This window comes from Rohdeia mirabilis (assembly GCA_007750655.1).
Taxonomy (GTDB): domain Bacteria; phylum Planctomycetota; class UBA1135; order UBA1135.
Map to the genome: position 1 here is coordinate 2,704,551 of CP036290.1, position 26,014 is coordinate 2,730,564.

The following is a 26,014-nucleotide window of genomic DNA, read 5'->3' on the forward strand; positions in this document are numbered from 1 at the left end:
CTCTTCGCCGCGGTCCACGGCGTCCGTTTCGCGCTAGTCTGTGGGGACGCGCACGAAATGCCGACGTCGCAGCGAGAAGCCCCAGAAGCGATCCGTCGCCGCCTCTCACGCGCCCTCGGAGACCGCCCACCTGACTTCGGGCACCCACGCCCGCGGCTCGACCGCCGCACCAACGGCAGCGCCCTCGCGGCGTACCTCCGCGGCGGCGCCCCGCTCTCGACGACCAACTCCAACTCGCACCCTCCCGCGCGCCCCCTCGCCACTGCGCGCTCGCCGCCGACACGGCGCCACCTCCCCGATGAACAAGAACTCCACTCCGCTCGTGATCGTCCTCGTCGTCCTCGCCCTCGCGTTGGGCGGCGTCCTGGCCTGGGTCACGGCGCCCAACGGCGAAACGGCGGACGTCGACGCAGGTGACTCGAAGACCGAGGTCGCAGCGCGCGTCGACCAGAGGATCACGCCGCCCGGCGACCTCGAGATCCCGCTCAGCGAGCGCGGCGTCGAGACCACCCTGGAGCGGCGCTGGGGACCCGAACTGGCGGGCGAGATCGAGAACCTGCCGGCCGCCGACGTGAACGGCCGCCCGCTCTACCACTCGAAGACCGTGGTCGTCAGCATGGATCAGGACGGCAACCCGCGCTACGTGCGGCCGTCGTGGAGCCCCAACGACCCGTCGAAGCTCGAGATCGCCAAGAAGGAGGTCGATCGATCGGAGTTCGGCCAGATCCCGGGACCGACCGTCGACTTGAAGTCGCCCCAGGCCCAGAAGTTCATGGCTGAACAGAAGCAGCGCAGCGCCCAGGCCAAGCAACTGCAGAAGTGGGCGAACGAGCAGATCAAGGCCGGCAAGGACCTCGACGAAGCTGGACTCCCCAAGCTCCCGAAGAACCTCGACGGCTTCCTCTCGAAGCTCGAGCAGGCCGAGAAGAAGAACAAGAAGGGCGGCGGCAAGAAGCAGAAGGATGGCGCCGACGACGCGCCGAAGAACCTGCCCAAGACGGCCCCCGCGAGTGGCGCCCAGGGCGGCGGCAAGAAGAAGCAGGACTGAGCGGCGCGCTCCCGACACGGCGCAGCTCGACCGAGCGCGCGCACCTGTCCCGACCCTCGGCGGCCGGCCCCGATCACCGCGGGGCCGGCCGCTGGCATTTCGGGGCGGCTCGCTATTCTGTTCGCCGCGCCATGCAACACCAACGCACCGACACCGAAGTCTGGGCCTCGATCGACCACGAAGCCCGCCGCCAGGAGGCCCAGCTCGAGCTGATCGCCTCCGAGAACCACGCGTCCGCCGAAGTCATCGCCGCCATGGGGACGGTGTTGACGAACAAGTACGCGGAGGGCTATCCGGGCCGGCGCTACTACGGCGGTTGCGAATACGTCGACGAGGTCGAGGTCCTGGCGCGCGACCGTGCCAAGGCGCTGTTCGGGTCGAAGTTCGCCAACGTCCAGCCCCACAGCGGCACGCAGGCGACGCTCGGTGCGTTGATGGCACTCGCGGATCCCGGCGACACCGTCCTGGCGATGTCGCTCGATCACGGCGGACACCTGAGCCACGGACACCCGAAGAACGCGAGCGGCATCTTCTACCGCTTCGAGCACTACGGTGTCGAACGCGGCGACGAGCGCATCTCGATGGACGCCGTCAGGGCGAAGGCGCTCGAGTGCCGACCGAAGGTCATCGTCGCCGGTGGTTCGGCCTATCCGCGCACCATCGACTTCGCGGCGTTCGCCGAGATCGCGCGCGAAGTGGGGGCGAAGCTCCTGGTCGACATGGCGCACATCAGCGGTCTGGTCGCCGCCGACCTGCACCCGAATCCGGTGCCGCACGCCGACGCGGTCTCGTCCAGCACCCACAAGACCCTGCGCGGCCCGCGCGCCGGTTTCGTGCTGACCAACGACCGCGAGGTGAACAAGCGCATCAACAGCGCGATCTTCCCCGGCTCCCAGGGTGGACCGCTGATGCACGTGATCGCGGCCAAGGCGATCGGTTTCCGCGAGGCAGCCAGCGCCGAGTTCAAGGCCTACGTCCGAGCCGTGCTCGACAACGCGCGCATCCTGGCCGAGACCCTCGGCGAACGCGGACTGCGCATCGTGTCGGGTGGCACCGACAACCACCTGATGCTGGTGGACGTGTCGTCGGTCGGACTCACAGGCGACGTGGCCGAGAACGCGCTCCACGCCGTCGACCTGACGTGCAACAAGAACCTCATCCCGTTCGACGAGCAGCCGCCGGTGAAGGCCAGCGGCGTGCGTCTCGGCACGCCCGCGATCACCAGCCGCGGCATCGACGCCGACGACACGCGCCGCCTCGGCCACTGGATCGCGGACGTGCTCGCGGCGCCGGACGACGCGTCGGTGAGGGCGCGGGTGAAGGGTGAGGTCGCCGAGCTGGCCGCCGCCCGCCCGATCTACCCGAACGAGCCCGCCGCGCGCGCGATCGCCGCTGCACGCGCCTGACGCGCCGGGCGGGAGGCAGCTTCGCTCGCCCTCGCCACGCTCGATCGAGACCGTGAACGCCGCCGCCAGCACGCCCCCCGACGCGCCGGACGAGCGCGTTCCCGTCACGCTGCTGTCGGGCTTCCTGGGCAGCGGCAAGACGACGCTGCTCAATCGCCTCCTGCGCAGTCCGGTCGGCGCCGGCATCGCGGTGGTCGTCAACGAGTTCGGCGAGCTGCCGATCGACGGGCGCCTGGTGGAGTCGTCCCAGGACGAGGTGCTCGAGCTCGCGAACGGCTGCATCTGCTGTTCGGTGCGCGGCGACCTCGTGCGCACCGCCCACGAGCTGTTCGAGCGACGTTCGCGGCGCCTGGTCGGGCGCCTGCGCTTCGACCGCCTCGTGATCGAAGCCTCCGGCCTGGCCTCACCGGGCCCCGTCCACCAGACCTTTCGGCTCGACGACCAGCTCGCGCGCCAGACTCGACCGGCGGGCACCGTGACCCTGTGTCACGCCGGCCTGATCGAGTCCCAGATGGCCGAGTTCACCGAAGCGGCCGAACAGGTGGGGTACGCCGACGTCTGCGTGCTGAACCACACCGACGGGCTTTCGAGCTCGGCGCTCGACGCGGCCGAAGCCAGCGTGCGGCGCGTCAACGCACTGGCGCCCATCCACCGCGCCGTGCGCGCCGACGTCGACGTGCTCGCGCTGCTCGACGAGGCCGAACCGACCGAGGAGCGCTGGCAGTTGTTCGATGCGAGCGGCACCGCGACGAGCCACACCGACTCGGTGGTCTCCTACTCGCTCGTGCACGACGGAGCGCTCGACATCCACCGCCTGAAGATCTGGCTGCAGTTCGTGGCCGCGCGCCGGGACTGGCGGATCATGCGCATGAAGGGCATCGTGCGCACGGCGACGCGCACGGAACCGACGGTCGTGCAGGCGGTGCACCAGTACCTCGAGATCGGGCCCGGTGCCGGCGCAGCACCGGAGCGCTCGATCCTGGTCGTGATCGGCCGCGACATCGACGAGGACGTGCTACGCGACGGATGGTCGCGGCTCCTCGCCGGCTCGAGCTGAGCTGTGCCCGCGGACGCGCCGCAGCGCCCTACTCGTCGCCGTCGCGCTCGTAGCCGATCTCGCGCAGGACCTCGAACACCTCGCTCCAGTTGGGGAAGAGGCGCTGGTGCGAGCGTTTGTACTCGTCGACCGCGTCGCTGATGTACGCGATCTCGTCCGCGTCCGCCTTGCCGAGCGGGCAGACGTACCCGAGTTCGTGGACGACGTCGATCACGCGCTCCAGAGTCAGGTGCGCGACCATGTTCCGACGCTTGAACTCGTCGATCGCGTTGATGAACTCGATCAGGTCGCCCGACATCTCGTCGGGCTTGCTGACACGGGGTTTGAGCGTCTTCTTGGGGGTCTTGGACGAATCGGGCGGGGTCATGACTGGCTCGCGGGGTGGTCTCCTCGTCGAAGGAGGTCGGCCCCGCGCGACGACGATCTGAAGGCCACTTGCCCGAGTCCGATCGAGCATCCCCACGAGCCGCCGTCCGTGCCCCTTCAGGCGATCCGGCCGCCCTCGCGCAGGAGTCCTTCGACCCGCTCCAGGTTCGGGCGCTCGAGGACGCCGCGTTCGGTCACGAGCGCCGTGACGAGCTCGGCCGGAGTCACGTCGAACGCGGGGTTGTAGACCGCGACGCCGCTGGGAGCGACGGCGCCCAGAGCGCCCGCCCGGACCTCGTCCGGATCGCGTTCCTCGATCGGGATGTCGGCCCCGGTCCGGCTCTCGGGGTCGAACGTGCTGAGCGGAGCGACCACGTAGAACGGGATGCCGTGGGCCCTGGCGGCCAACGCCACCGCGTAGGTGCCGATCTTGTTGCAGACGTCGCCGTTGCGCGCGACGCGGTCGGAACCGACGAAGATCGCGTCGACGCGTCCGGATCCGATCACGCTGGCCGACATCCCGTCGGTGATGAGCGTGACGGGGATGCCGGCGCGCGTCAGCTCCCAGGACGTGATGCGCGCGCCCTGCAGGAGCGGACGCGTCTCGTCGGCGTAGACCATCAACGGAACGCCCTGATCGTGCGCCGTGTACATCGGCGCGAGGGCCGTGCCGATGCCGGCCGTCGCCAGCGCGCCGGCGTTGCAGTGCGTCAAGAGTCGTGCGCCCTCGCGCGGCAGGAGGCCGGCTCCGTGGCGGCCCATCGCGAGACACTGCTCGACGTCCTCCGCCTCGATCGCGCGCGCCTCGGCGAGAGCGGTCTCGACCAACAGGCGCCCGCTCGCGTCGGCCGGCAACGCGTCGAGTCGAGCGAGGACCCGGCGCACGGCCCACTCGAGGTTGACCGCGGTGGGGCGGGCGGCGATCAACGCCGGAGCCACCGTGCCCAACCGCGCACGCACGGCCGCGGTGCTGTCGTCCACGAGGTCCTGCACTCCGACGACGAGACCGTAGGCCGCCGAACAGCCGATGGCGGGCGCGCCGCGCACGGCGAGGCGCTGGATGGCGTCGACGACGTCGTCGAGGCGGACGAGGTCGATGTAGACCTCCTGGGCGGGAAGCAGCGTCTGGTCGAGCAGGCGCAGCGCTCCGGGCAGTTCGCCCTGCCAGGAGAGGGTCGAGAAGGGCAGTTGCATGACTTCGTTCGGTCGATGGGGGGGGGCGGACGTCAGACGCCCGTGATGCGACGGCCGGTGAGGCGCTCGCACAGGTCGATGTAGCGGCGCGCGAGCCGCACGAGCACGTCCGGGTCGATGGCCGGCGGAGGCGGCTCCATGTTCCAGGTCGTCGACTCGAGCCAGTCGCGCAGGATCTGCTTGTCGTACGAGGCTTGGTTCTCGCCCGGGGTCCAGGCGTCACTCGGCCACATGCGCGAGCTGTCCGGCGTCAGCGCCTCGTCGATCAACAGCAGTTCGCCGTCCCGCAGGCCGAACTCGAACTTCGTGTCGGCCAGAAGGATGCCGAGGTCGCCCAGCACGCGCGTGCCTTCGTCGAACAACGCGAACGCCGCGGCGCGGGCACCGTCGAAGACGTCCGACCCGACCCGCGCGCGCGCCGCGTCGAGGGTGAGCGGTAGGTCGTGGTCGTCGTCCTTGGTCGTGGGCGTGAGCAGCGGCTCGGGCAGCCGATCCGCGAGGCGCAGGCCGGCGGGCAGCGTTTGGCCCCACAGCCCACCACTCGCGCGGTACTCCTTCCAGCCCGACCCGGCCAGGTAGCCGCGCACCACCCACTCGACCGGCGTCGGACGTGCGCGTCGAACCACCATCACGCGACCGGCGAGTCGCGCGCGCACGTCGGGAGCGAGGCCGGGCACCGCGTCGACGTCCGTCGTCACCAGGTGGTTCGGCACGAGGTGCCTCGTGCGCTCGAACCAGTGCGCCGCGACCGCGGTCAGCACGCGGCCCTTGTGCGGCACGCCTTCCGCGAAGATCACGTCGAACGCGCTGATGCGGTCGGACGTGACGAACAGCAGCAGTTCGTCGTCGAGGGCGTACACGTCGCGCACCTTCCCGGCGCCGACGAGCTGGAGGTGGGCGAGGCCCGGATCGGGGGCGATCCGGGCACCGAGGTAGGCTTCCGTGCTCGAGTTCGTCACCGGCCCAGTATGGCGATCCGGGGCGCTCCGGCCCAGATGGCGCCGGCGCCATGCACTACCATTCCCGACATGAACGCCCCTCCTCCGCACGCCTTGGGCCCGCACGGGTCGAGCATCGGCGACTTCGTTCCGCCCGCCGGTCCCGTGCTCGTCGCCGGAGGCGCCGGCTACATCGGCAGTCACTGCGTCCGCCTCTTGCTCGCGAAGGGCGCCGACGTGGTCGTGCTCGACAACCTGTCGACGGGGCACATGGGCAATTTCGAGACCGCTTCCGGTGGCCGCGCGACGTTCGTGCGCTGCGACCTCGCGGATCGCCCGCGGCTGGCGGAGGTGTTCGCCGAGCACGGGCCCGCCGCCGTGATCCACTTCGCGGCCAAGTGCTACGTGGGCGAGTCCGTGACCGAACCCGCGAAGTACTACCAGGAGAACGTCGGCTGCACCTGGAACCTGCTCGAGGCGATGCGCGCCGCCGACTGCCGCGACCTCGTCTTCAGCTCCACGTGCGCCACCTACGGCGAGCCGGTCGAGATCCCGATCACCGAGGCGCACCCGCAGAACCCGATCAACCCCTACGGCCGGACGAAGCTCCACATGGAGCACATGATCGAGGACTACGGCCGCGCCTACGGACTGCGTTGGGCCGCCCTGCGCTACTTCAACGCCGCGGGCTGCAGTCCGGCGGGGGACATGGGCGAGAGCCACGATCCGGAGACGCACCTGATCCCGCTCGTGCTCCAGGTGGCGCTCGGTCAGCGCGCCGAGATCGCGATGTTCGGCGACGACTACGACACGCCCGACGGCACGTGCATCCGCGACTACATCCACGTGGACGACCTGGCCGACGCACACCTGCGCGCGCTCGCGGTCCTGGCGTCGGGCGGGGGACCCGTGGTCTGCAATCTGGGCACGGGCGAGGGCTACTCGGTGAAGGAGTTGATCGAGCTCGCGCGCGAGATCACCGGTCACGCGATCCCCGCGCGCATCGCGCCGCGTCGCGCGGGTGACCCTGCGCGACTCGTGTGCGGCGGAACGCGCGGGCGCGACCTGCTCGGCTGGGTCCCGGCGCGGTCGGACCTGCGCACGATCCTCGAGGACGCCTGGCGCTGGCACCAGGCCCACCCGAAGGGCGCCGAGCGCGGCGTCTGAGGGGAGCTCGGGAGCGGTGACGGTCGACGCTGCAGCGGTCGACACGGGTCGGACCGCGGTCCCGCGACTGTGGGTCGTGGGCTCGGGTTCGGCCCTGCCGCGCGCGGGACACGGCTGTTCGGGCTACGCGCTCGAGCCGGGTGACGGCTCGATCGTGCTGCTCGATGCGGGCCCCGGCACCGTGCGCGGACTCGGGGCGTTCGGCGGAACGGTCGATCGGATCCGTGGGGTGGTCCTGAGCCACGAGCACACCGACCACTGCGCCGACCTGTTGCACCTCCTGTTCGCGCGGCGCAACCCAGGTGTGGGCGAGATCCCCGAACTCGAGCTCGTCGGTCCGAGAGGGACGGCGGCGCTGCTCGCACGCTGCCAGGTCTGGGCGGGTCGTACCGACGAACACGGCAATGCGCTGCCCACGGACGGCGTGCGCGTGCTGGAGGTCGATCCGAGCTCCGAAGCGCGCGCGGCCGACGGCGCCAGCACCGTTCGCTGCGGAACGCTGCGGCTCGAACCGACGGCCACCTTCCACACGAGCAACGCCGTGGCCTGGCGCGTCACCTTCGAGAGCGGCTTCGTGCTCGTCTACTCGGGCGACTGCCCCGCCGAGGAGAGTGGCGGACACGCAGCGCTCGCCGAACTGGCGCGCGGCGCCGACTTGCTCCTCGTGGAGTGCTCGGCGCCGGACACAGCGCCGCTGCCCGGGCACCTGACGCCGAGTTCGGTGGCCGCGATCGCTGGGGAGGCCCGGCCACGCCACGTGCTGCTGACCCACTTCTATCCGGATCTGGAGCCGGACGACGCCGTCGCCGCCGTCGAGCGACACCTCGAAGAGCGCGCCGGATCGGAGCCCGACCGGGGCCGAACGGAGATCGCCGTGGCCGCCGCACGCGACGGTCTGGGACTTCGACTCGCCCCCGGACGCATCGACGGTTGGCCTTCCTGACTCGATCCTCGATACTGGACCGGATGCGCAGCTCTCAGACCGACCAGCCGTCCACCCTCGTGCGCGCCGCGGGGATCGGACTTCCCGTGGCGCTCGGCGTCCTTGCACTCGGGCCACTCCTGGCGGCCACGTCGCTCGCCGGCGCGCCCACACCGCCGGTCGCGGACCACGTCGAGCCCGCCGCGTCGTCAGCGATGTCGTCCGCCATGTCGTCCGCGGTCGCGATGCGGAGCGACGGCTCCACCGGCTTCGAGACGATCGAGGAGGACGACATCGAGGCGGACATCGCGCTCCTGACGAATCCCTACCTCGAGGGCCGCGACAGTCCGAGCTTCGGACTCGAGTTCGCCGCCGAGTGGGTCGCGGGACGCTTCGAGGAACTCGGCCTCGAATCGCCCGAGGACATCGAGGACCACCTGACGTTCTACACCCGGCGCATGCCGGCTCCCGACCCCGAAGAGACCAGCCTGAAGACGCCACTCGCGCGCGACGTGCGCCTGGGGGCCGACTTCACCGCCCTGCTCGGCGCCGAGGGCCAGGCCGCCGGTCCGGCCGTCTTCTGCGGCTACGGCATCGGCGTGAAGGGCTTCGACGAGCTGAAGGACCTCGAGTTGGACGGCGCGATCGCCGTGCTGGTCGAGGGCGAGCCGCGTCACAAGCGCGTGCTCGACGGACCGACGCTGACCCAGGCGGCGAACGTGTACCGCAAGCTGGTCAAGCTGGCGGAACTCGGCGTCCGCGGCGCACTGGTGGTCCGACGCGCGCACCCGAGCGACGTCCCGGTCCCGCCGCAGTGGCCCGAACGTCAACCCATGGGGTTCCGCCACACCTGGGCCATGTGGGCCGACGGCACGGTGCCCTTCTACGGACCCTCGCCGATCCCGGCGCTCGAGGTGTCGTGGACCTTCGCCGAGGAACTGCTCGAGGCGGATCTCGACGCGCACATGGATGCGATCGACAAGCGCGGCAAGCCCAAGGCGTTCGAGGGCGCACGCCCGCAGGTGTCCCTGGCCTGTGGCATCGAACAGCGCAATCTCTCGCTGCCCAACGTGATCGGCATCGTGCGCGGATCCGACCCGGAGCTCGCCGGCGAGTACGTGGTCATCGGTGCGCACCTCGACCACATCGGCGCCGACCCGCTCGGACGCATCGGCGTGGGCGCAGACGACAACGCGTCCGGTACCTCGGCCATGCTCGCGGTAATGAAGGCCCTCGCCGCGGATCCGCCGCCGCGCTCGGTGATCGGCATGGCGTTCACGAGCGAGGAGGACGGCCTGCTCGGTTCGGACGCGCTCGCGCGCACGCCGCCGGTCTCGCGCTCGTCGATCGTCGCGATGGTGAACCTCGACATGATCGGGCGCGGCCCGACGAAGGGTGTCGTCGCGCTGGGCGTGCGCGAGAACCCCGGCTTCGAGGGCGTGATCGACGACGCGCGCCGACGCTTCAAGACCGGCATCAAGGACGTGGAGATGCAGGAGGGGCAGGAGCTCTTCCGTCGCTCCGACCACTTCTCGTTCCACCAGGTGGGGATTCCCGCGCTGTTCTTCTTCGAGCACGTGCCGATCTCCGACAACCCCGACTACCACACGTGGCGCGACCTCCCCGAACTCGTCGACGTGGCGAAGATCGCGAACACCGCCAAGCTCGCCTACGGGGTGGTGCGCGAGCTGACCGAACGTCCCGAACGCCTCCCGGCACCGAAGCGCTGAGCGGCGGCGTTCCTGCGACCGTCCGCGCCGAGCGAACTCCACCGAACCGATGAGCGAGTCGTCCACTGGCGGATCCCCGCGCGCCGCCATCTGGCTGGGCGCCTTCCTCTTGGTCAGCCTCGCGATCGGCGTGGTCGGCGGCTGGCCCGGACTGCGCGCACACACGGGCTTCGTCGAGGCCGAAGAGGCAGCGCCCAAGACATCGGAGCGCGGCGCCTTCCTCGGTGGTCGGGTCGCCGGTGACCTCGCCGCCGGTCACCTCGTCGCCGGTGACCTCGTCGATGGTGCGCCGGGCCGCGGCGTCACGGGTCGAGGGGTCGCAGCGCCCGCAGGGCCGCGCACCACGACCGCGGCACCGCCCGCGACCATCGAGCCGAGCCTGCGGCGGCGCTCGGACGACCGCCGCCGACTCGCGGAGCCCGCGCTCGTCGGTCGCGTCGAGACGCTCGTCGCGGAAGCGGTCGCGCGCGCATCCAGCGCGTCGAAAGGCCGTGCGAACGCGAGCAACGTCGCCGTCGCCCTGCGCGTGATCGATCTGGCGGACGGTTCCGTCGTCCTCGAGCGGCAGCCGCGGCTCGCCCTCGCTCCCGCCTCCAACCTCAAACTCGTGACGAGCCTCGCGGCGCTCGTCGCTCTCGGATCGGAGTGGAACTTCGTGACGCGCTTCGAAGCGGCCGGCCAGATGGTCGGAACACGACTCGAAGGCGATCTCGTCGTGCGCGCCGGCGGCGACCCCCTGTTCGACGACGACGACCCCGAGTTGGCGGAACGCCGATTGCGCGAGGTGGGCGCGGCCCTCGTCGACGGCGGACTGCGCAGCGTCTCCGGCGACCTCGTCCTCGACCTGGGCGCGTTCGCCGACGCCTCGCCCGCACCCGGTTGGCCCCAACCGAACGGACACTGGACGTCGAGCTACGCCCTCGCCGCGGGCTTGAGCGTCAACGCCGGCCTGATCTCGTACGAAGTCGATCCCGGTGCCGTCGGAGCACTGGCGCGCGCGCGTTTCGTCCCTTCGCCGACGGGGCTGAAGGAGAAGCTCGCAGTCGAGACGGTGAAGGGCCGCACGAACGACGTGCGCGTCGGACTGTACGAAGCCACGGGGCGCCTCGACCTGGTCGGCTCCATCGGCGCCGACCTGCCGACGTTCACCGGACGCTTCCGACACCCCGATCCCGTCGATCACTTCGGGCACGTGCTCCTGGCCTCCCTGGCCGCCGAGGGCGTGCGCGTCGAGGGTCGCATCCGCCTCGAGCGCGACGCGGCCGGCGGGACCGAACTGGCGCGCCTCGTGACGCCGTGGATCACCTACCTCGAGGCGATCAACACGCACTCGAACAACGCGGTGGCGGACGCGGTCCTGCTGGCCCTCGGGCACGAACGCTTCGGGCGCGGCGATCGCGAGTCCGGCGCCGCACGCGTTCGCGAAGTGCTCGAGACGATGGGCGCGGACACCAGCGCGTTCGTGCAGGTGGGGGGCTCGGGCCTCAGCCGCGACAACCGCGTCACCGTCGAGATCCTGTCGGAACTGCTGGCCAGGGTCGCCGAGGAACCGGACGCCGTGCGCATGCCGTTCGTCGAGTCCCTGGCCGTCGGCGGACGCACGGGCACGTTGTCGGACCGCATGACCGGTGACGCCGCGGGACGCGTCCACGCGAAGTCCGGCTTCATCGTCGGAGCGAGCGCGTTGAGCGGCTACGTCAGCACGCTCGAGGGGCGCGAACTCGCCTTCTCGTTCATCGTGTCCTACCCGCGGCTCGACGGCCTGAACTCCAGCGCGTGGAAGCCGATGCACGACGCGATCGCGCTCGAGCTCGTGCGCTGGGAGCGGCCGTGATCGACGGCGAGGGCTCGCTGGAGTCGGACGCGGACCGGCTCGAAGTTCTCGACCGGACCGTCCTGTGGGCGCGCGAAGCCGGAGCTCTGTTGGCCGCGCGTTTCGGTCGACTGGGGCAGAGCGACGTCACCTCGAAGTCCACCCGCCGCGATCTCGTCACGCGCACCGACGTGGAGGTGGAGGAACTGCTCGTGCGGCGGATTCGCTCGGCCCACCCGACGCACGCGATCCGCGCGGAGGAGCGCACGCACGAGGACGGCGCGCTGGTGTGGCACGTGGACCCCCTCGACGGCACGGTCAACTTCGTCCACGGACTGCCGTTCTTCTGCGTGTCGATCGCGCTCTTCCGCGGAACGCAGCCGTTGGTCGCGGTGGTCCATGCGCCGATGCTCGGCGAGACGTTCACAGCGGCCGCCGGCTGTGGCGCGCGCGTGCTCGACGAGCGGGGGGCGGACGGCGCGGACGGGCGAGTGCTGCGCGTCTCGACCGCCACCGATCTGATGGACGCCCTGGTGGGCACCGGCTTCCCGTACCGCCGCAACGAGCTGCCGAACGGCAATCTCGGCAACTTCGCGCGCGTCTTCCCCCACGTGCGCGGCGTGCGGCGCATGGGATCGGCGGCGCTCGATCTCGCGTTCTGCGCGGCGGGGCGACTCGACGCCTTCTGGGAGCTGCACCTCGAACCCCACGACGTCGCGGCCGGTGCGCTGTTGGTGCGCGAAGCGGGTGGTCTGGTCACCGACCTCGACGGCGGCGACGACTGGCTCGCGCGGGGCGACCTCGTCGCGGGACCGGCCGCGCTCGTCGCCGCGCTGCGACGCCACGTGCACACCGGCGCGGAACGGCCGCCGCTGGGTCCGCCGTTCGCGGCGCCGGACGACTCCACGGGGGGGACGGACGCGGCAGTCGCGACCTGGGAGCCGAACTAGACGGACTCCTCGATCGCGAGCGCCCCGACCGGTGCGGAGCCCGCACCACCGACGCGCGTCAGTTGCCCAGAACCAGGTGGACCGCGGACGTGAGTTGGACTCCGACCACGGCCTGGGCGAACGCGCCGAGACCGGTCAGTGCGGGTAGGGCGGGAACGGCGAGGGCGAACGACGCCGCGCCCGTTCCCGAACTCGAGCCGAAGAGCAGGAGCGCGCCGCTGGTGTCGATGAGCAGGGGCGCGCCGGGCCCGAGGTCACCGTTCAGCGGCGCGAATCCGATGGCCAGGATCGCGGGCTGGAGCGGCGCGCCCTGGGTGATCAGCTGGAAGCCCTGGCCGAGGGCGAGCGAGCCCACGAGTTCGAGATCGAGGGGCGCGCCCGAACCGTCGAGGCTGTCGTAGCCAGCGTGTCCGCCGGGCAGCGGAGCGTTCGGCTGGTTCGGCGTCGGGTCGAAGAGGCGCACACGACCGGTGCCGCCGTCGAGCACCGGCCCCAGCGACGTGTTGCTCGGAGTCGGGCCGAAGGCGAACCCGTCGACGAGCTCGAAGCCCACGCCCACGCCGCGGAATAAGCCGATCTCCTCACCGCTCTTCGAGAGGCTGAACGAGGCGTGCCAGGGGCCGTCCGCGACGTCGCCGTCGCACCAGACCAGCACGCGTTCCTTCGGTTGGACGACGAAGCCCGCGGGCAACGCCCACTTGCCGGGGTTCGTGAGATCGTCGGTCAGGAAGTGGCCGGTGAGATCGATCGGCGCGATGCCGCTGTTGAAGATCTCGACGAAGTCCTCGAACTGCCCTTGCGCGTCCGTGGCGATCAGATCGTTGTCGGCGCAGACCTCGTTGAGACGCAGGCCGGCGGTCGACGGCACCAGCGTCTCGATGCGCACGAGTGACGCCGGAGCGTCGACGGGGAAGCGTGTCTCGTCGCCGTCGACGTCGACCGCGCGCACCCAGTACTCGAGCACCGCTCCGGCGCCCAGGGGGGCGAGGTCCTGCTCGAAGTAGCCGCCTCCGCGCTGATCGAACTCGATGGTCTGGAAGGGCCCGCCGCCGATGCTGTAGCGCAGCTCGACGCGGTCGATCGCCTCGTCGTCGGCGAAGGCGGTGAAGTGGACGGGATCGGCCGGACCGGGTGCGCTCGGCGCGTGTTCCACCAGGCGCAGCCACGGCGGGAGGTTGTCGGAGACGACGTTCGGCGCGCCCGGCGTCGGGTCGGCGGTGAGCTTCCAGACCGCACCGGGAACTTCTCCCGCGCTGCGAGCGAACGACAGTCCGTCACGCTGCGGCCCGAAGTGCAGCACGTCCAACAGTTCGGTGCCACCGGGTGCGAAGAGTGCGACGGCCTCGCCCGCTCCGCTCAGTCCGAACGACGCGTGCAGGCCGGGTTGAGCCACGTCGCCATCGCACCAGACCACGAGGTAACCGTCCGCGGGCAGGATGGTCCCCGCCGGGAACGTGAAGCGCTGGGGATCCGCGGGGTCGTCCGTCAGGTGGTAGCCGCCGAGATCGACCGGTTGCGACGTCGCGTTCGCGAGTTCGACCCAGTCCTCGAACTCACCGGACGGGTCCGTGACCGTCGCGCTGTTCGAGGCCATCACCTCGTTGATCCACGGCGCGTGGGGAACGACGGGAGCCGGAAGGTTCATGAGCTGACCGTCGATCGCCGTCCGACGGATGCCGACCTGTTGGAGCAACGTGTTCGTCGCGTCGTCGAACGGCTTCGGATCGTCCCAACCGTACTTGTGGTAGTCGGCCCGGACGTCGTCGGCGATTAGCGCGAGCTGCTCGTTCCACAGCGTCTCGAAGGCACCGCCCTGTTCCGGGTTCGCAGCACCGTCGATCAGTGCTTCGACCTTCCGGCGGTAGAGGAAACTCCAGACCGGGTCGCTCAGCGCGCGCACGGCCAACTGGTGCTCGCCGACCCAGGTCGGGAACGATCCGAAGTCGAAGGGGAGGAAGTTCTGCTTCCACGACGCATCCGTGTCCCAGGTGTACACGCTCCAACGTCCGGTGTCGGGATTGCGGTACATGTGGTAGTCGCGCAGCACTTTCTCGATGTCCGCGACCACGCACGTGGCGGCCCAGAAGTCGAGGAAGTCGTCCACGTCGAGCTGCGTCGCGAGCCACGTCCGCAGCTCCGAGTTCGGAACGCTGTCCAGGTCGTCGATGAACTGGACCAGGTCGTCGTAGGGCTGTTCCTTCTCGGTCTTCTTCTTGTAGGCCTTCTCGTAGGGAACGTTCGTCGCGCGATCGATGGGAAACATCGACGCGGAGAAGTTCAGGTAGGCCTGGTAGATCGGTCCGTCGGGCAGGAGACGCTGTTCGAGGAAGTCCTCCTCGATCACCTCCAGTTCCTCGAAGACCCCTGCGAACTCGCCGTTGAGCTGGACGTGGACCCAGGCCGCTCGCGGCGCCTCGTGGCCGGCCGCCAGATACATCCGCCGCGAGAGTTCCTGGCGCAGGAACGAGTCGTCGGAGAAGTGCGACTTGAGGTTGAACTCGCGCCGACCTTGGAAGCTGTCACCGGCGCCGAAGCGCAGTTTGAGGCTCTTCTTCGGGTCGTCGGCCGAGGTGAACCCGCTGTAGCGCAGGGTCGCGGCATAGGTGCTCCCGTCCGTGCGCAGGGTCGCGGGAATCTCGAAGTCCGGATCCGACTGGAACAGCGCGTCCAGTTGAGCCAGATCGGCGGGCGCGACGCTGAGCTCGTAGACCGGCAGCTTCGACTGGTCCGACGAGCGGGCGGTGGCGGACACCACGGGACCCGCCGGACCTTCGACGAACGCGCCCGGGACGACGACGCCGATCGGGACGACGCGATAGAAGCGTTCGACGCCGATCGGCGCCGAGCGGTCGACGAAGCGCGCGGGCTGCGACCACTGGAGCGCGATCGGGGTGAAGGGACCCGCGAGTTGGCCGGCCACGTCGATGCGCCAGGCGACGAGTCCGGGGTCGTCGTTCCGTTCCCACCGCACCAGGTTGGCGCCGTAGCTCCAGTCCGCCGTCAGGCCCTGGGGCTGCGGCGGGGCGGCGAGGGGAGCGGTGAGCTCGAACACCTCGATCCCCCCGAGCAGCGTCTCGCCGATCTCGGGCGTCACCTCGAGGTCCAGGCGTCCGTCCGCGACCGTCACGGCGGCGGTGAAGACGCCCGCGTAGTCGTGTCCGTAGCGCGCCGCCACGTCGAGGCCCAGGATCGCCGGAGCGCCCTCGAGGTCGACCTGGAAGCGCCGCTGGCCGGGTCCGTGCTCGAGGATGTCGCACAGGTGCAGCCGGACCAGGTAGTCGCCGTTCGGCACGTCGAAGCGGTAGGCCGAGAACCCCGAGCGCGCGCGGCGGACGACCTCCTCGTAGGGGTTGTCGACGGGCCCGAGGCGCGTCTCCGAGGTCAGCACGTTGGAACCGCCCACGTGGCCCCATCCCCCGGGGCCGTAGGGCTGGTCCGCGAGGAAGGTCCGCCCGCCGGCCGCGAGGCTCGAGCCGCCGCAATTCACGGCGACGACCGGCGTCTGCGCCAGTGCGGGCTGGGTGAGCACGAGGGCGCCCACGAGGGCGGCGAGCGACGCTGAGGCGACGTAGGTCATGGACGATTCGGTGCGAGTGGGGGCGCGGCCCTTGGGACCCCTCTCGCGCGTTCGATGTTCACTCGAACCACGCGGCGCCCACCACGGTTCCCCGCGTCACTATGCCCCGGGTCGACCCGACGAGCGGGCTCGATCACGGCGCAACTCGAAGGCACCTGGTGCCCGTCCGGGGGAGGGCCCGGGGAGCGCCGTGCGCGTAGGAGCGGATCGGGCCCGGGGGGATCGGCCCAAGGCCTTCGCAGAGCGCCCGTTGCGCCGGATCCGCGGTTCCGGGCCGCGGGGACCGGGCAGCGCTGCGCCCGCCCGCCCCGCGTTGCTAACCTGATGGGCTGGCCGCGTCCCGACCAACACCGACCTCGCACCACCGACCCCCTTCGATGACCCCCCAGACCAGGCCCACCCGCCCTCGGCCCGAGTCGGCGGGATCGGACCAGATCGTGCTGCGCGGGGTCCGGGTCCACAACCTGGCCGGCCTCGATCTGGACCTGCCGAAGGGCGCCCTGATCGCCGTCACGGGAGTCAGCGGTTCGGGCAAGAGCTCGCTCGCGTTCGACACGCTCTTCCGCGAGGGTCAGCGGCGCTTCCTCGAGACCCTGTCGGCCTACGCGCGCCAGTTCCTCGGGCGCATGGAGAAGCCCGACATCGAGCGGGCCGAGGGACTCTTGCCGGCGATCGCCGTCGAGCAGAAGACGCTGTCGCGCAGCGCGCGGTCGACGGTCGGCACCTTGACCGAGATCCACGACCACCTGCGCGTGCTGTACGCCCGCGCCGGCGTGCCGCACTGCCCCGACCACGACGTTCCGCTCGAGGCCCAGACGCCGGGACAGGTGCTCGACCGCGTCACCGACCGTTTCGCGGACCAGCCGATCCACGTGCTCGCGCCGCTCGTGCGCGACCGCAAGGGCCAGCACCGCACGCTGCTCGAGGACCTCGCCAAGCGCGGCTTCGCACGGGTGCGCGTCGACGGCGAGATCCGCCGCATCGAAGAGGTGCCCGAGCTCGAGCGCTACAAGCGCCACACGGTCGAAGTGGTCGTCGATCGCCTCAAGGCCACCGAGGAGAACGTCGGGCGCCTGCGCGAGGCCATCGCCGCGGCGATCGAACTGGGCGAAGGGGACCTGGCCGTGCTCGGCGACTCGGGCGAGGCGACGTACTCGACGCGGCACACGTGTCCGTCCTGTGGCCGCGAGGCGCCGCCGCTCGAACCGCGCCTGTTCTCGTTCAACTCGCCGCACGGAGCCTGCGAGGACTGCGGCGGACTCGGCACCCTGCGCCGTCCGACCGAAGCCAGCGTGGTCGGCGATCCGACGTTGACGATCCGCGAAGGCGCGCTGGCCGTGACCCGTTCGAGCGGCGGAGCCCTGCTGTTCCCGCGCGTCGACTTCGACTTCCTCGACCAGGTCGCCTACACGCACGACTTCGACCTCGACACACCCTGGCGCGAGCTGCCGACGGAAGCGCGCCGCGTCGTGCTGTTCGGCACCGGCGAGGAGCGTTTCGAGGACACGATGAACTGGAACGGGCGCCGCTACCAGGGCAGCGCCAAGTGGAAGCGTCGCTACGACGGCGTGATCGGTGCACTCGAGAAGGCGGCCGGCGAGGGCAAGCGCAAGAAGATGGTGGATCGCTTCCTGTCGATCTCCACCTGTCCGACCTGCGCGGGCTCGCGACTGGGCGCCGTCCCGCGCTCGGTCAAGCTCGACACGATCACGCTCCCGGACCTGCTCGGACGCCCGGTCGGCGAACTCGAACAGGCGCTCGACGACCTGCCGCTCGCCGGACGCCAGCGCCGCATCGCGGAACCGCTCGTGGCCGAGATCCGCCACCGCCTGCGCTTCCTGTCGCGCGTGGGACTCGGCTACCTCTCGCTCAGTCGCGCGGCGGACACGCTGTCGGGTGGTGAAGCCCAGCGCATCCGACTGGCGGCGCAGCTGGGCGCCGGCCTGCAGGGCGTGATGTACGTCCTGGACGAGCCGTCCGTCGGCCTGCACGCGCGCGATCACGGCAAGCTGCTCGGCGCGCTGTGCGACCTGCGCGACCAGGGCAACACGGTGGTCGTCGTCGAGCACGACGAAGCCACCCTGCGCGCCGCGGACCACGTCGTCGACATCGGTCCCGGTGCGGGTCGCCACGGCGGTCGCCTGTGCGGCGTCGGCACCCCCGACGACATCGCGAAGGTCGACTCGCCGACCGGACGTCTCTTGCGCGGCGAACTGGTCATGCCGGCGCCCGACGTGCGGCGCGTCGGCGACGGTCGCGTCGTGCACCTGACCGGCGCCACCGGTTTCAACCTCAAGGGCGTCGATCTGGAACTGCGCCTGGGCACCTTCACCGCGGTGGGGGGCATCAGCGGTTCGGGCAAGTCGACGCTCGTCAACCGCACCCTGTTGCGCGCGCTGACGCGCAAGCTGGGCCGCGAGTGTCCGGATCCCGAGCCCTACGACCGCCTCGTCGGCGCCGAGGCCATCGAGGACCTGGTGGTCGTCGACGCGAGCCCGATCGGCCGCACGCCCCGTTCGAACCCCGCCACCTACTCGGGCGCGTTCACGCCGATCCGCGACCTCTTCGCGCAACACCCGGACGCGCGCATGCAGGGCTGGGGCCCCGGTCGCTTCTCGTTCAACGTCGCGGGCGGTCGCTGCGAGACCTGCCAGGGCGCGGGCGCGCGGTTGATCGAACTGCAGTTCCTCGCGCCGGTCACGGTCGTGTGCGAGGACTGCGGCGGTCACCGCTTCAACCCCGAGACGCTCGACGTGCGCTTCAAGGGCGCGAGCATCGCCGACGTGCTGGCGATGACGATCGACGACGCGGGAGCGTTCTTCGCCGACCAGCCGAAGATCGCGCGTCCGTTGGCCGCCCTGTCCGAGGTCGGCGTCGGCTACCTGTCGCTCGGTCAGCCGTCGACGACCCTGTCCGGCGGTGAGGCCCAGCGCGTGAAGCTGGCCAAGTACCTCCAGCGCCAGCCGAACAAGCACACGCTGTTCACGCTCGACGAGCCGACCACCGGCCTCCACGCGTCCGACGTGGCCAAACTCCTCGAGGCGCTGCAGAAGCTCGTCGACAAGGGGCACACCGTCCTGGTGATCGAGCACCACCTCGACGTGCTGCGCGCCGCCGACCGCCTGATCGATCTCGGTCCGGAGGGCGGACACGCGGGCGGCGAGCTGATCGCCCAGGGCACGCCCGAGGACGTCATGGCCGAGCCGCGCAGCGCGACCGGTCGAGCGCTCAACGGCGACACGTTCGCCGAGCTGACCGCGACGACCGGACCGCGACCGACGCCGCGCACACGCATCGAGATCCGCGGGGCCTACGCGCACAACCTCAAGCACGTCGACGCCGACATCGACATCGGCTCGTTCACGGTCGTCACGGGCCCGTCGGGTTCCGGCAAGAGTTCGCTCGCGCTCGACACGCTGTACGCGGCCGGTCGCCAGCGCTTCGTCGAGTCGCTCTCGACCTACGCGCGCCAGTTCCTGGCCTCGAGCGATCGCCCGCTGGTGGATCGCATCGACGGCCTCGCGCCGACCGTCGCCGTCGAGGCGCGCACGGCCCAGGGCAGCCCGCGTTCGACGATCGCGACGACGACCGAGATCCACGACCTCGTGCGCGTCCTGTGGGCGCGCGCCGGCAGCGCCCACTGTCCCGAGCACGGCGAACGTCTCGAACCCGTGTCGCCGAGCCTCGCGGCGCGCCGCGTGCTGACGGAACTCGAAGGCTCGCGCGGCTACGTGCTCGCGCCGGTCAGCGCGGCCCTGTCGCCGTCGACGACGCCGGCCGCCTTCGCCGACGAGCACGCGGAGAGCTGGCTCAAGGCCGGCTTCGCGCGCGTGCTCGTGGACGGTGTCGAACAGCGCCTGGACGCCGAACGCAGCGCCTCGGGCAAGGGGCCCTGGCGCGGCGCCGAACGCATCGACCTGGTCGTCGACCGCCTGACCTTCGACGAGGGCTCCCGCGCGCGTCTCGCCGACGCCTGCGAACAGGCCGCGCACCTCGCCGGCGGCCGCTACTCGGTCGCGGTCAAGGACGGCGAGCGCCGCGAGTTCTCGACGGTGGGCGCCTGCAGCCAGTGCGGCTTCGCTCTGACCGAGAAGCTCGAGCCCCGCCACTTCTCGTTCAACACGCCCGTCGGCGCCTGTCCGACGTGCGACGGCCTCGGCGCCAGCTGGCAGTGCGACGCCGACGTCCTGATCGACTCGCCGAGCCAGCCCCTGATCGCCAGCAAGAGCGGCGAAGCCACGTCGATCTCCGGCAAGCTCGGACGCTATCTGACGAAGGGCAAGGGCTACCACGAGCACCTTCTGCGCGCCGTCGCGGCCGAGCACGGAGTCGAGGTCACCAAGCCCTTCGACTCGCTCCCCAAGAAGCACCGCGAGCTCCTCCTGTTCGGCACGGGCGCCAAAGCCCAGTACCGCGTCGAGATCACCAAGGAGAGCCAGAACTTCGAGCTGGAGGAGAACTTCAGCGCCGAGTGGACGGGTCTGTGCGGCGCGATCGACCGCTGGCACGAGCGCAGCGAGGACGTGGAGTGGCGCGGCATCCTCGAGAAGGTCATGACGCGCCGCGGCTGCCCGACCTGCAAGGGCGAGCGCCTCGCTCCGGCGCCGCGCCACGCCCGCGTCGCGCGCACGCGCATGCCCGAGTTCCTCGAGCGCTCGATCGACGCGGCGGCCACGTGGCTCGAAGGTCTGCGCCTCGCGAAGTCCGCGCGCGAGACCGTCGCCCAAGTGGTCCACGAACTGCGCACGCGCCTCGGCCTGCTGCAACGGGTCGGACTCGGGTACCTGACGCTCGATCGCCGCGCCGACACGCTGTCGGGCGGTGAAGCGCGCCGCGTGCGCCTGGCCGCGAGCCTCGGCTCGCAGTTGACGGGCGTGTGCTACGTGCTCGACGAACCGACCGTCGGCCTGCACCCGCGCGACATCGACCGCCTCGTCGACGCGCTCGAACACCTGCGCGACCTCGGCAACACGGTCGTCGTCGTCGAGCACGACGAATCGGTCATGCGCCGCGCCGACCGCTTGATCGACATGGGGCCTGGCGCCGGACGCCACGGCGGCCAGGTCGTCGCGAGCGGCACGCCGTCCGAGGTCGCCGGGCACGCCACCAGCGCCACGGCCCGTGCTCTGCGCGGCGAGATCGACCTGTTGAAGCTGCGGCGCGACCTGCCCGCCGGCGAGCGCGTCGGCGTCGAGGGAGCGCGTGGCCGCAACCTCAAGAAGGTCGACCTGATCGTGCCGTTCGGCCAGATCACCGGCGTCTGCGGACCGTCGGGTTCGGGCAAGAGCACGCTCGTGCTGGAGCGCTTCGTCCCCGCCCTGCGCGGCGAGGACCCCGAAGGTCGCTGGCGCGGAGTGGTGGGCGCGAACAACCGCGCACCGCGCCGAGTCGTGGTCGTCGACTCGTCCCCGCTCGGACGGACTCCGGCGTCGGTGCCGGCGACCGCCGTGGGCTTCATGGAGCCGCTGCGCGAGCTGTTCGCGCGGACGCCCGAGGCCCGCATGCGCGGCTTCGGACCGTCGCACTTCTCGTTCAACTCGCCGCGCGGGCGCTGTCCCGCCTGCGACGGTCGCGGCGCGGTCAAGGTCGAGATGCAGTTCCTGTCGGACCTGTGGCTCACCTGTGAGGAGTGCGTCGGCCGCCGTTACAAGCCCGAGGTCCTGGAGGCGCGCTTCCGCGGCAAGAACGTCGCCGACGTGCTCGAGATGCCCGCCGAAGAAGCGCTCGAGCTGCTCGAGCACCAACCGGAGCTCGCGCGGACACTCGAGGCCCTCGTGCGGGTGGGACTCGGGTACATCGCGCTCGGTCAGAGCTCCACGACGCTGTCCGGCGGTGAGGCCCAACGGGTCAAGTTGGCGCGCGAACTGCTCGACGCGGCGAAGGGCGAGCGCTCGGTCGTCGTCCTCGACGAGCCCAGCACCGGCCTGCACGCGGGCGACGTCGAACACCTCGCTCTGGTCCTGCACGAGTTGGCGGCCAAGGGCAACGCGGTCGTCCTGATCGAGCACCACACCGAACTGCTGCGTTCGTGCCACGGACTGGTCGAACTCGGACCGGAGGGCGGTGAGGGCGGCGGCCGGATCCTGGCCGTCGGGACCCCCGAGGAGTTGGCGCTGGGCGACACGCCGACGGCGCCGTTCCTCGTGGCACCGACGCCGGTGGTGAAGGCGGCGGCACGCAAGGGCGCGGGCGCGAAGTCGGGCACGGCCCAGAAGAAGGCGGCGAAGAAGACCTCCAAGAGCACGACGAAGAAGCAGTCCACCGGACGCGCGTCGGGCTCCACCGGGGAGGTGCGCCCGTGACCGCCCCCGTCGTTCCGCGCCCCGACAACCCGCTGATCGTCCAGGCCGATCGCAGCCTCTTGCTGCACACCGTGCGCACGTGCGTCGACGAACACGGCGACGTGGTGCGCGACGAACAGGGGCGACCGACGACCGAGGAGCATCCGCGCTACGTCGAGGCGCGCGACTCCCTGAGCCAGTTCGCCGAACTCGAGAAGAGCCCCGAGTACCTGCACAGCTACCGCTTGACGGCGATCTCGGTCTGGAACGCCGCCGCGCTGGGGATGACCGCCGACGACGTGGTCCTTCGTCTGCACGAACTGTCGTGCGTCCCCGTGCCCGCCAACGTCGAGACCGATCTGCGCGAGTGGTTCGAGCGCTACGGACTCCTGCGCATCGAGCGCTCGGGCGAGCGCTTCGAACTCCTCTCGCGCGACCCGAACGCGCTGTCGGACGCACTCGGCTACGCGAGCGTGCGCGAGATCGTCGAGGTCGACGAAGCGACCGGCCGCGTCCACCTGGACGAGTTCGGGCGCGGACCGCTCAAGCAAGCGTTGATCCGCGTCGGCTACCCGGTCGAGGACCTGGGTGGCTACCGCGAGGGCGACGCGTGGAAGATCGGGCTGCGCTCGCGGACGCTGACCGGCCGCGACTTCGCCCTGCGCGAGTACCAGAGCTCGGCCGCCGCGGCGTTCTACAAGGGCGGTGACGTGACCGGCGGCAGCGGGGTGGTCGTACTGCCCTGTGGAGCGGGCAAGACCGTCGTCGCACTGGGCGCCATGAACCTGGTCGGCGAGAAGACGCTGATCCTCACGTCCAACACCGTCGCCGTGCGGCAGTGGCGCCAGGAGATCCTCGACAAGACCGAGCTCACCGAGGACGAGGTGGGGGAGTACACGGGCGAGACCAAGGAGGTCCGTCCCGTCACGATCACGACCTACCAGATGCTCACCTGGCGCCGCACGAAGACGGGCGAGTTCGAGCACTTCGAGATCTTCGGGCGCGAGAACTGGGGCCTGGTCGTCTACGACGAGGTGCACCTGCTTCCGGCGCCGGTGTTCCGCGTCACCGCCGAACTCCAGGCGCGTCGCCGACTGGGCCTGACGGCCACCTTGGTGCGCGAGGACGGGCGCGAGGACGAGGTCTTCTGCCTGATCGGACCCAAGCGCTACGAAGTGCCGTGGCGTGTGCTCGAACGCCAGGGCTTCATCGCACCCGCGCGCTGCATCGAGCTGCGCGTCGCGCTCCCGGTCGCGCAGAAGCGTCTGTACGAAGCCGCCGGCGCGCGCGCCAAGTTCCGCATCGCCTCCGAGAACCCGGCGAAGAACGACGTCGTCGCCGCGCTGCTCGCTCGCCACGCCGGCGACCGCGTCCTGGTGATCGGCCAGTACCTCGACCAGTTGCGCGCTCTCTCGGCGCGGCTCGACGTTCCGCTCATCACGGGCAAGACGCCGAACGCCGATCGCGAGCGCCTGTACGCGGACTTCCGCGCCGGTCGCGAGCCCGCGCTCGTCGTCTCCAAGGTCGGCAACTTCGCCGTCGACCTGCCCGACGCGAACGTCGCCATCCAAGTCTCCGGCACCTTCGGTTCGCGCCAGGAGGAGGCCCAGCGACTCGGCCGCATCCTGCGCCCCAAGGACGACGGCGGCGGCGCGCGTTTCTATGCACTCGTGTCGCACGGCACGAAGGACCAGGAGTTCGCCCAGAAGCGTCAGCTCTTCCTGACCGAGCAGGGCTACTCGTACGAGATCCTCGAGATTCCCGTCGCCACGGACGACGGAACGATCGACCTGGAGAGGCTCGACTGACGCGGCTCGCGCGTCGCACGGACCTCGGCCCACATCGACGGCGCCCGCGCGGCATCGCCGAAGCGCACACCACCATGGAACGACCCATCGATTCGAGCGAGACCCCCGACAACGGGGCCATCTCGGCGCTGCTGACCCTGCGCGGCCACCTGGAACGCATGTACGCGTCGCCAGAGGCCCAGCGCCGGACGCCGCCCCAGCGGCAGCGGGAGATGTACAAGATGTACGCGACCGAGAGCGCAGCGGCCGCACGCGTGGAGCGTCTTCCGGACGGACTGCGCGAGCTGGTGGAACAGGCGATCCTCGAGTTCGGCGGTCTTCTGTCGCGCCAGCTGTTCGAGAAGCTCGCCACCGAGCTGCGCAACTGGAACGCGCCGCGTTGGCGTCAACTGCTCGAGCAGTCGCTGGTCGGAACGGTGACGCAGCTCGACCTCACGCCGTGCGGGATCCAACACGACGACGAGACGCTGATCGTCTTCACCGAGGTCTCTCTCGCGTGGCTGCGGCGCGTCGCCGTCCCCGGTGACCCCGACCGCCCGCACGAGGAGCTCTCGATCGGTATCGACCTGTTCACGAACCTGTCGCGCTTCCTGTCGTACATCCAGGAGAACGACGTGCGCTTCACCGTGAAGGGCGAGATCTTCAAGACGACCGAGAAGAAGATCCTCCAGCACCTCATCCCGAACCCGGGGCGCGAACTGACGCGCGAAGAGGTGCTCGACTTCATCTACCAGTTCGCGCGTCGCCGCAGGCTGCTCGAGGGCAGCGGCGAACGCACGCTCAACGTCACGTCCGACGGGCGGACCTGGGGCTCGTCGTCGCTGGCGGACAAGCTCGCCGACCTGGTCGAGTTCGCCGTCGAGGAACGCGACCACAGCGGCGAGCACTACCACCACGTCAGCATGCGACGCACCCTGCTGCGGATGCTGAAGCGCGTGGAACCCGGCGTCTGGTACGACCTCATGTACCTGCCGTTCCTGGCGCGCAACCACCACCTGGCCAGCCTCGACGACCTCGGCGCCGCCGAGCAGTTCGGCGAGTTGGTCGCGACGGGCCGGCACTCGCCGAGCGAGGACCTGCAGCGCATGTCCTGGAGCCTCGCGCGCTGGGTGCGACGACGCCTGTACCTGCTCGGAATCGTCGAGCTCGGCTACGACGCGTCGAAGCGCCCCGTCGCACTGCGCCTGACCGCCAGCGGCGCGCGCCTGCTCGGTCTGCACGCACCCGAGGAAGGGCGTCCGCGGCCGATCGGTCACCTGGTCGTCACGCCGGACTTCGAGATCGTGATGTTCCGCACGGGCGACGACGCCGAGCTGATGCACGACCTGGACCGCTTCTGCCGCCGCTCGCGTGTGGGCGAGACGGTGCACTTCAAGATCGAGCAGGCCGGCGTGCGCCGCGCACTGATCGAAGGCATGCGACTCGACACGATCCTCGACACGCTGGAGCGCAACAGCCGCACGCCCGTGCCGCAGAACGTGACCTTCTCGGTGCGCGACTGGGCCCTGCGCGCGGGACGGATGGAACTGGACGGCGAACTCGTCCTGGCCTGCGACGACGAGGACACGCTCGGCCGTCTGCGGAGCGACCCTGGCGTGCGCGGCTACATCGAGCGCGACCTCTCGACCAAGCGCGTGCAGCTGAAGTCCAAGACCACGCCGCTGCGCATGCGCGGACTGCTGCGCGACCTCGGCTACGTCGTCGAGCTGTCGAGCGCGCTGCTCAACGAACAGCGCGACCGGTCGGCGAGCGCCTGA

General features: G+C 70.8%; 15 protein-coding genes. 11 read left to right on the top strand and 4 right to left on the bottom strand.

Translation table 11 applies throughout. The annotated features are described in order from the left end of the window. Positions 1 to 298: 298 nt before the first annotated feature. The 3 genes from Pla163_RS10085 (at position 299) to Pla163_RS10095 (ending at position 3,511) form a co-directional block, all read left to right on the top strand. The gene (locus tag Pla163_RS10085; RefSeq protein WP_145187396.1) at positions 299 to 1,048 is read left to right on the top strand and encodes a hypothetical protein; all 750 of its coding nucleotides are present in this window, start codon (positions 299 to 301) and stop codon (positions 1,046 to 1,048) included. Positions 1,049 to 1,179: 131 nt separating this feature from the next. Next, positions 1,180 to 2,454: a serine hydroxymethyltransferase gene (gene glyA, locus Pla163_RS10090; RefSeq protein WP_145187399.1), complete on the top strand. Its 1,275-nt coding sequence runs from the start codon at positions 1,180 to 1,182 to the stop codon at positions 2,452 to 2,454. Between the two features lie 52 nt (positions 2,455 to 2,506). Continuing rightward, the gene (locus Pla163_RS10095; protein ID WP_419185781.1) at positions 2,507 to 3,511 is read left to right on the top strand and encodes a CobW family GTP-binding protein; all 1,005 of its coding nucleotides are present in this window, start codon (positions 2,507 to 2,509) and stop codon (positions 3,509 to 3,511) included. A gap of 28 nt (positions 3,512 to 3,539) precedes the next feature. Here Pla163_RS10095 and Pla163_RS10100 read toward each other — a convergent pair whose 3' ends face one another. From Pla163_RS10100 to Pla163_RS10110, 3 genes are all read right to left on the bottom strand, one after another. Beyond that, complete coding sequence (locus tag Pla163_RS10100) at positions 3,540 to 3,878, bottom strand: hypothetical protein (protein WP_145187405.1); 339 nt, start codon at positions 3,876 to 3,878, stop codon at positions 3,540 to 3,542. Positions 3,879 to 3,994: 116 nt separating this feature from the next. Further along, positions 3,995 to 5,071 carry an S-methyl-5-thioribose-1-phosphate isomerase gene (gene mtnA / locus Pla163_RS10105; protein ID WP_145187407.1) on the bottom strand — a complete coding sequence of 359 codons (1,077 nt, stop codon included), beginning with the start codon at positions 5,069 to 5,071 and terminating at the stop codon, positions 3,995 to 3,997. A gap of 32 nt (positions 5,072 to 5,103) precedes the next feature. Then, positions 5,104 to 6,030, bottom strand: coding sequence for a phosphoribosylaminoimidazolesuccinocarboxamide synthase (locus Pla163_RS10110; protein ID WP_419185782.1), 927 nt, complete (start codon positions 6,028 to 6,030; stop codon positions 5,104 to 5,106). Between the two features lie 69 nt (positions 6,031 to 6,099). On the opposite strand from Pla163_RS10110, the gene galE reads away from it, so the two are divergent. From galE to Pla163_RS10135, 5 genes are read left to right on the top strand one after another with little or no spacing between them, the layout of a single operon-like run. Further along, positions 6,100 to 7,176: a UDP-glucose 4-epimerase GalE gene (gene galE, locus Pla163_RS10115; protein ID WP_145187410.1), complete on the top strand. Its 1,077-nt coding sequence runs from the start codon at positions 6,100 to 6,102 to the stop codon at positions 7,174 to 7,176. A 16-nt stretch (positions 7,177 to 7,192) separates the two neighbouring features. Beyond that, the gene (locus Pla163_RS10120; RefSeq protein WP_145187413.1) at positions 7,193 to 8,119 is read left to right on the top strand and encodes an MBL fold metallo-hydrolase; all 927 of its coding nucleotides are present in this window, start codon (positions 7,193 to 7,195) and stop codon (positions 8,117 to 8,119) included. 23 nt (positions 8,120 to 8,142) lie between these two features. After that, a complete protein-coding gene (locus Pla163_RS10125; protein WP_145187416.1) occupies positions 8,143 to 9,828 on the top strand; it encodes a M28 family peptidase in 1,686 nt (561 codons plus the stop codon). Positions 9,829 to 9,877: 49 nt separating this feature from the next. Beyond that, a complete protein-coding gene (dacB, locus tag Pla163_RS10130) occupies positions 9,878 to 11,662 on the top strand; it encodes a D-alanyl-D-alanine carboxypeptidase/D-alanyl-D-alanine endopeptidase (RefSeq protein WP_145187419.1) in 1,785 nt (594 codons plus the stop codon). Further along, the gene (locus tag Pla163_RS10135; protein WP_419185783.1) at positions 11,659 to 12,591 is read left to right on the top strand and encodes an inositol monophosphatase family protein; all 933 of its coding nucleotides are present in this window, start codon (positions 11,659 to 11,661) and stop codon (positions 12,589 to 12,591) included. The genes dacB and Pla163_RS10135 overlap by 4 nt, the downstream gene beginning before the upstream one ends. Positions 12,592 to 12,649: 58 nt before the next feature. Here Pla163_RS10135 and Pla163_RS10140 read toward each other — a convergent pair whose 3' ends face one another. Further along, a complete protein-coding gene (locus Pla163_RS10140) occupies positions 12,650 to 16,168 on the bottom strand; it encodes a CotH kinase family protein (RefSeq protein ID WP_145187425.1) in 3,519 nt (1,172 codons plus the stop codon). A 377-nt stretch (positions 16,169 to 16,545) separates the two neighbouring features. Between Pla163_RS10140 and uvrA the strand changes: the two genes are divergently transcribed. From uvrA to Pla163_RS10155, 3 genes are all read left to right on the top strand, one after another. Next, the gene (gene uvrA / locus Pla163_RS18985; RefSeq protein ID WP_419185784.1) at positions 16,546 to 22,470 is read left to right on the top strand and encodes an excinuclease ABC subunit UvrA; all 5,925 of its coding nucleotides are present in this window, start codon (positions 16,546 to 16,548) and stop codon (positions 22,468 to 22,470) included. Beyond that, positions 22,467 to 24,257, top strand: a complete 1,791-nt coding sequence (locus Pla163_RS10150; protein ID WP_145187428.1) for a DNA repair helicase XPB — start codon at positions 22,467 to 22,469, stop codon at positions 24,255 to 24,257. Before uvrA ends, Pla163_RS10150 begins: the two co-directional genes overlap by 4 nt. A 74-nt stretch (positions 24,258 to 24,331) precedes the next feature. Next, positions 24,332 to 26,014 carry a helicase-associated domain-containing protein gene (locus Pla163_RS10155; protein WP_145187431.1) on the top strand — a complete coding sequence of 561 codons (1,683 nt, stop codon included), beginning with the start codon at positions 24,332 to 24,334 and terminating at the stop codon, positions 26,012 to 26,014.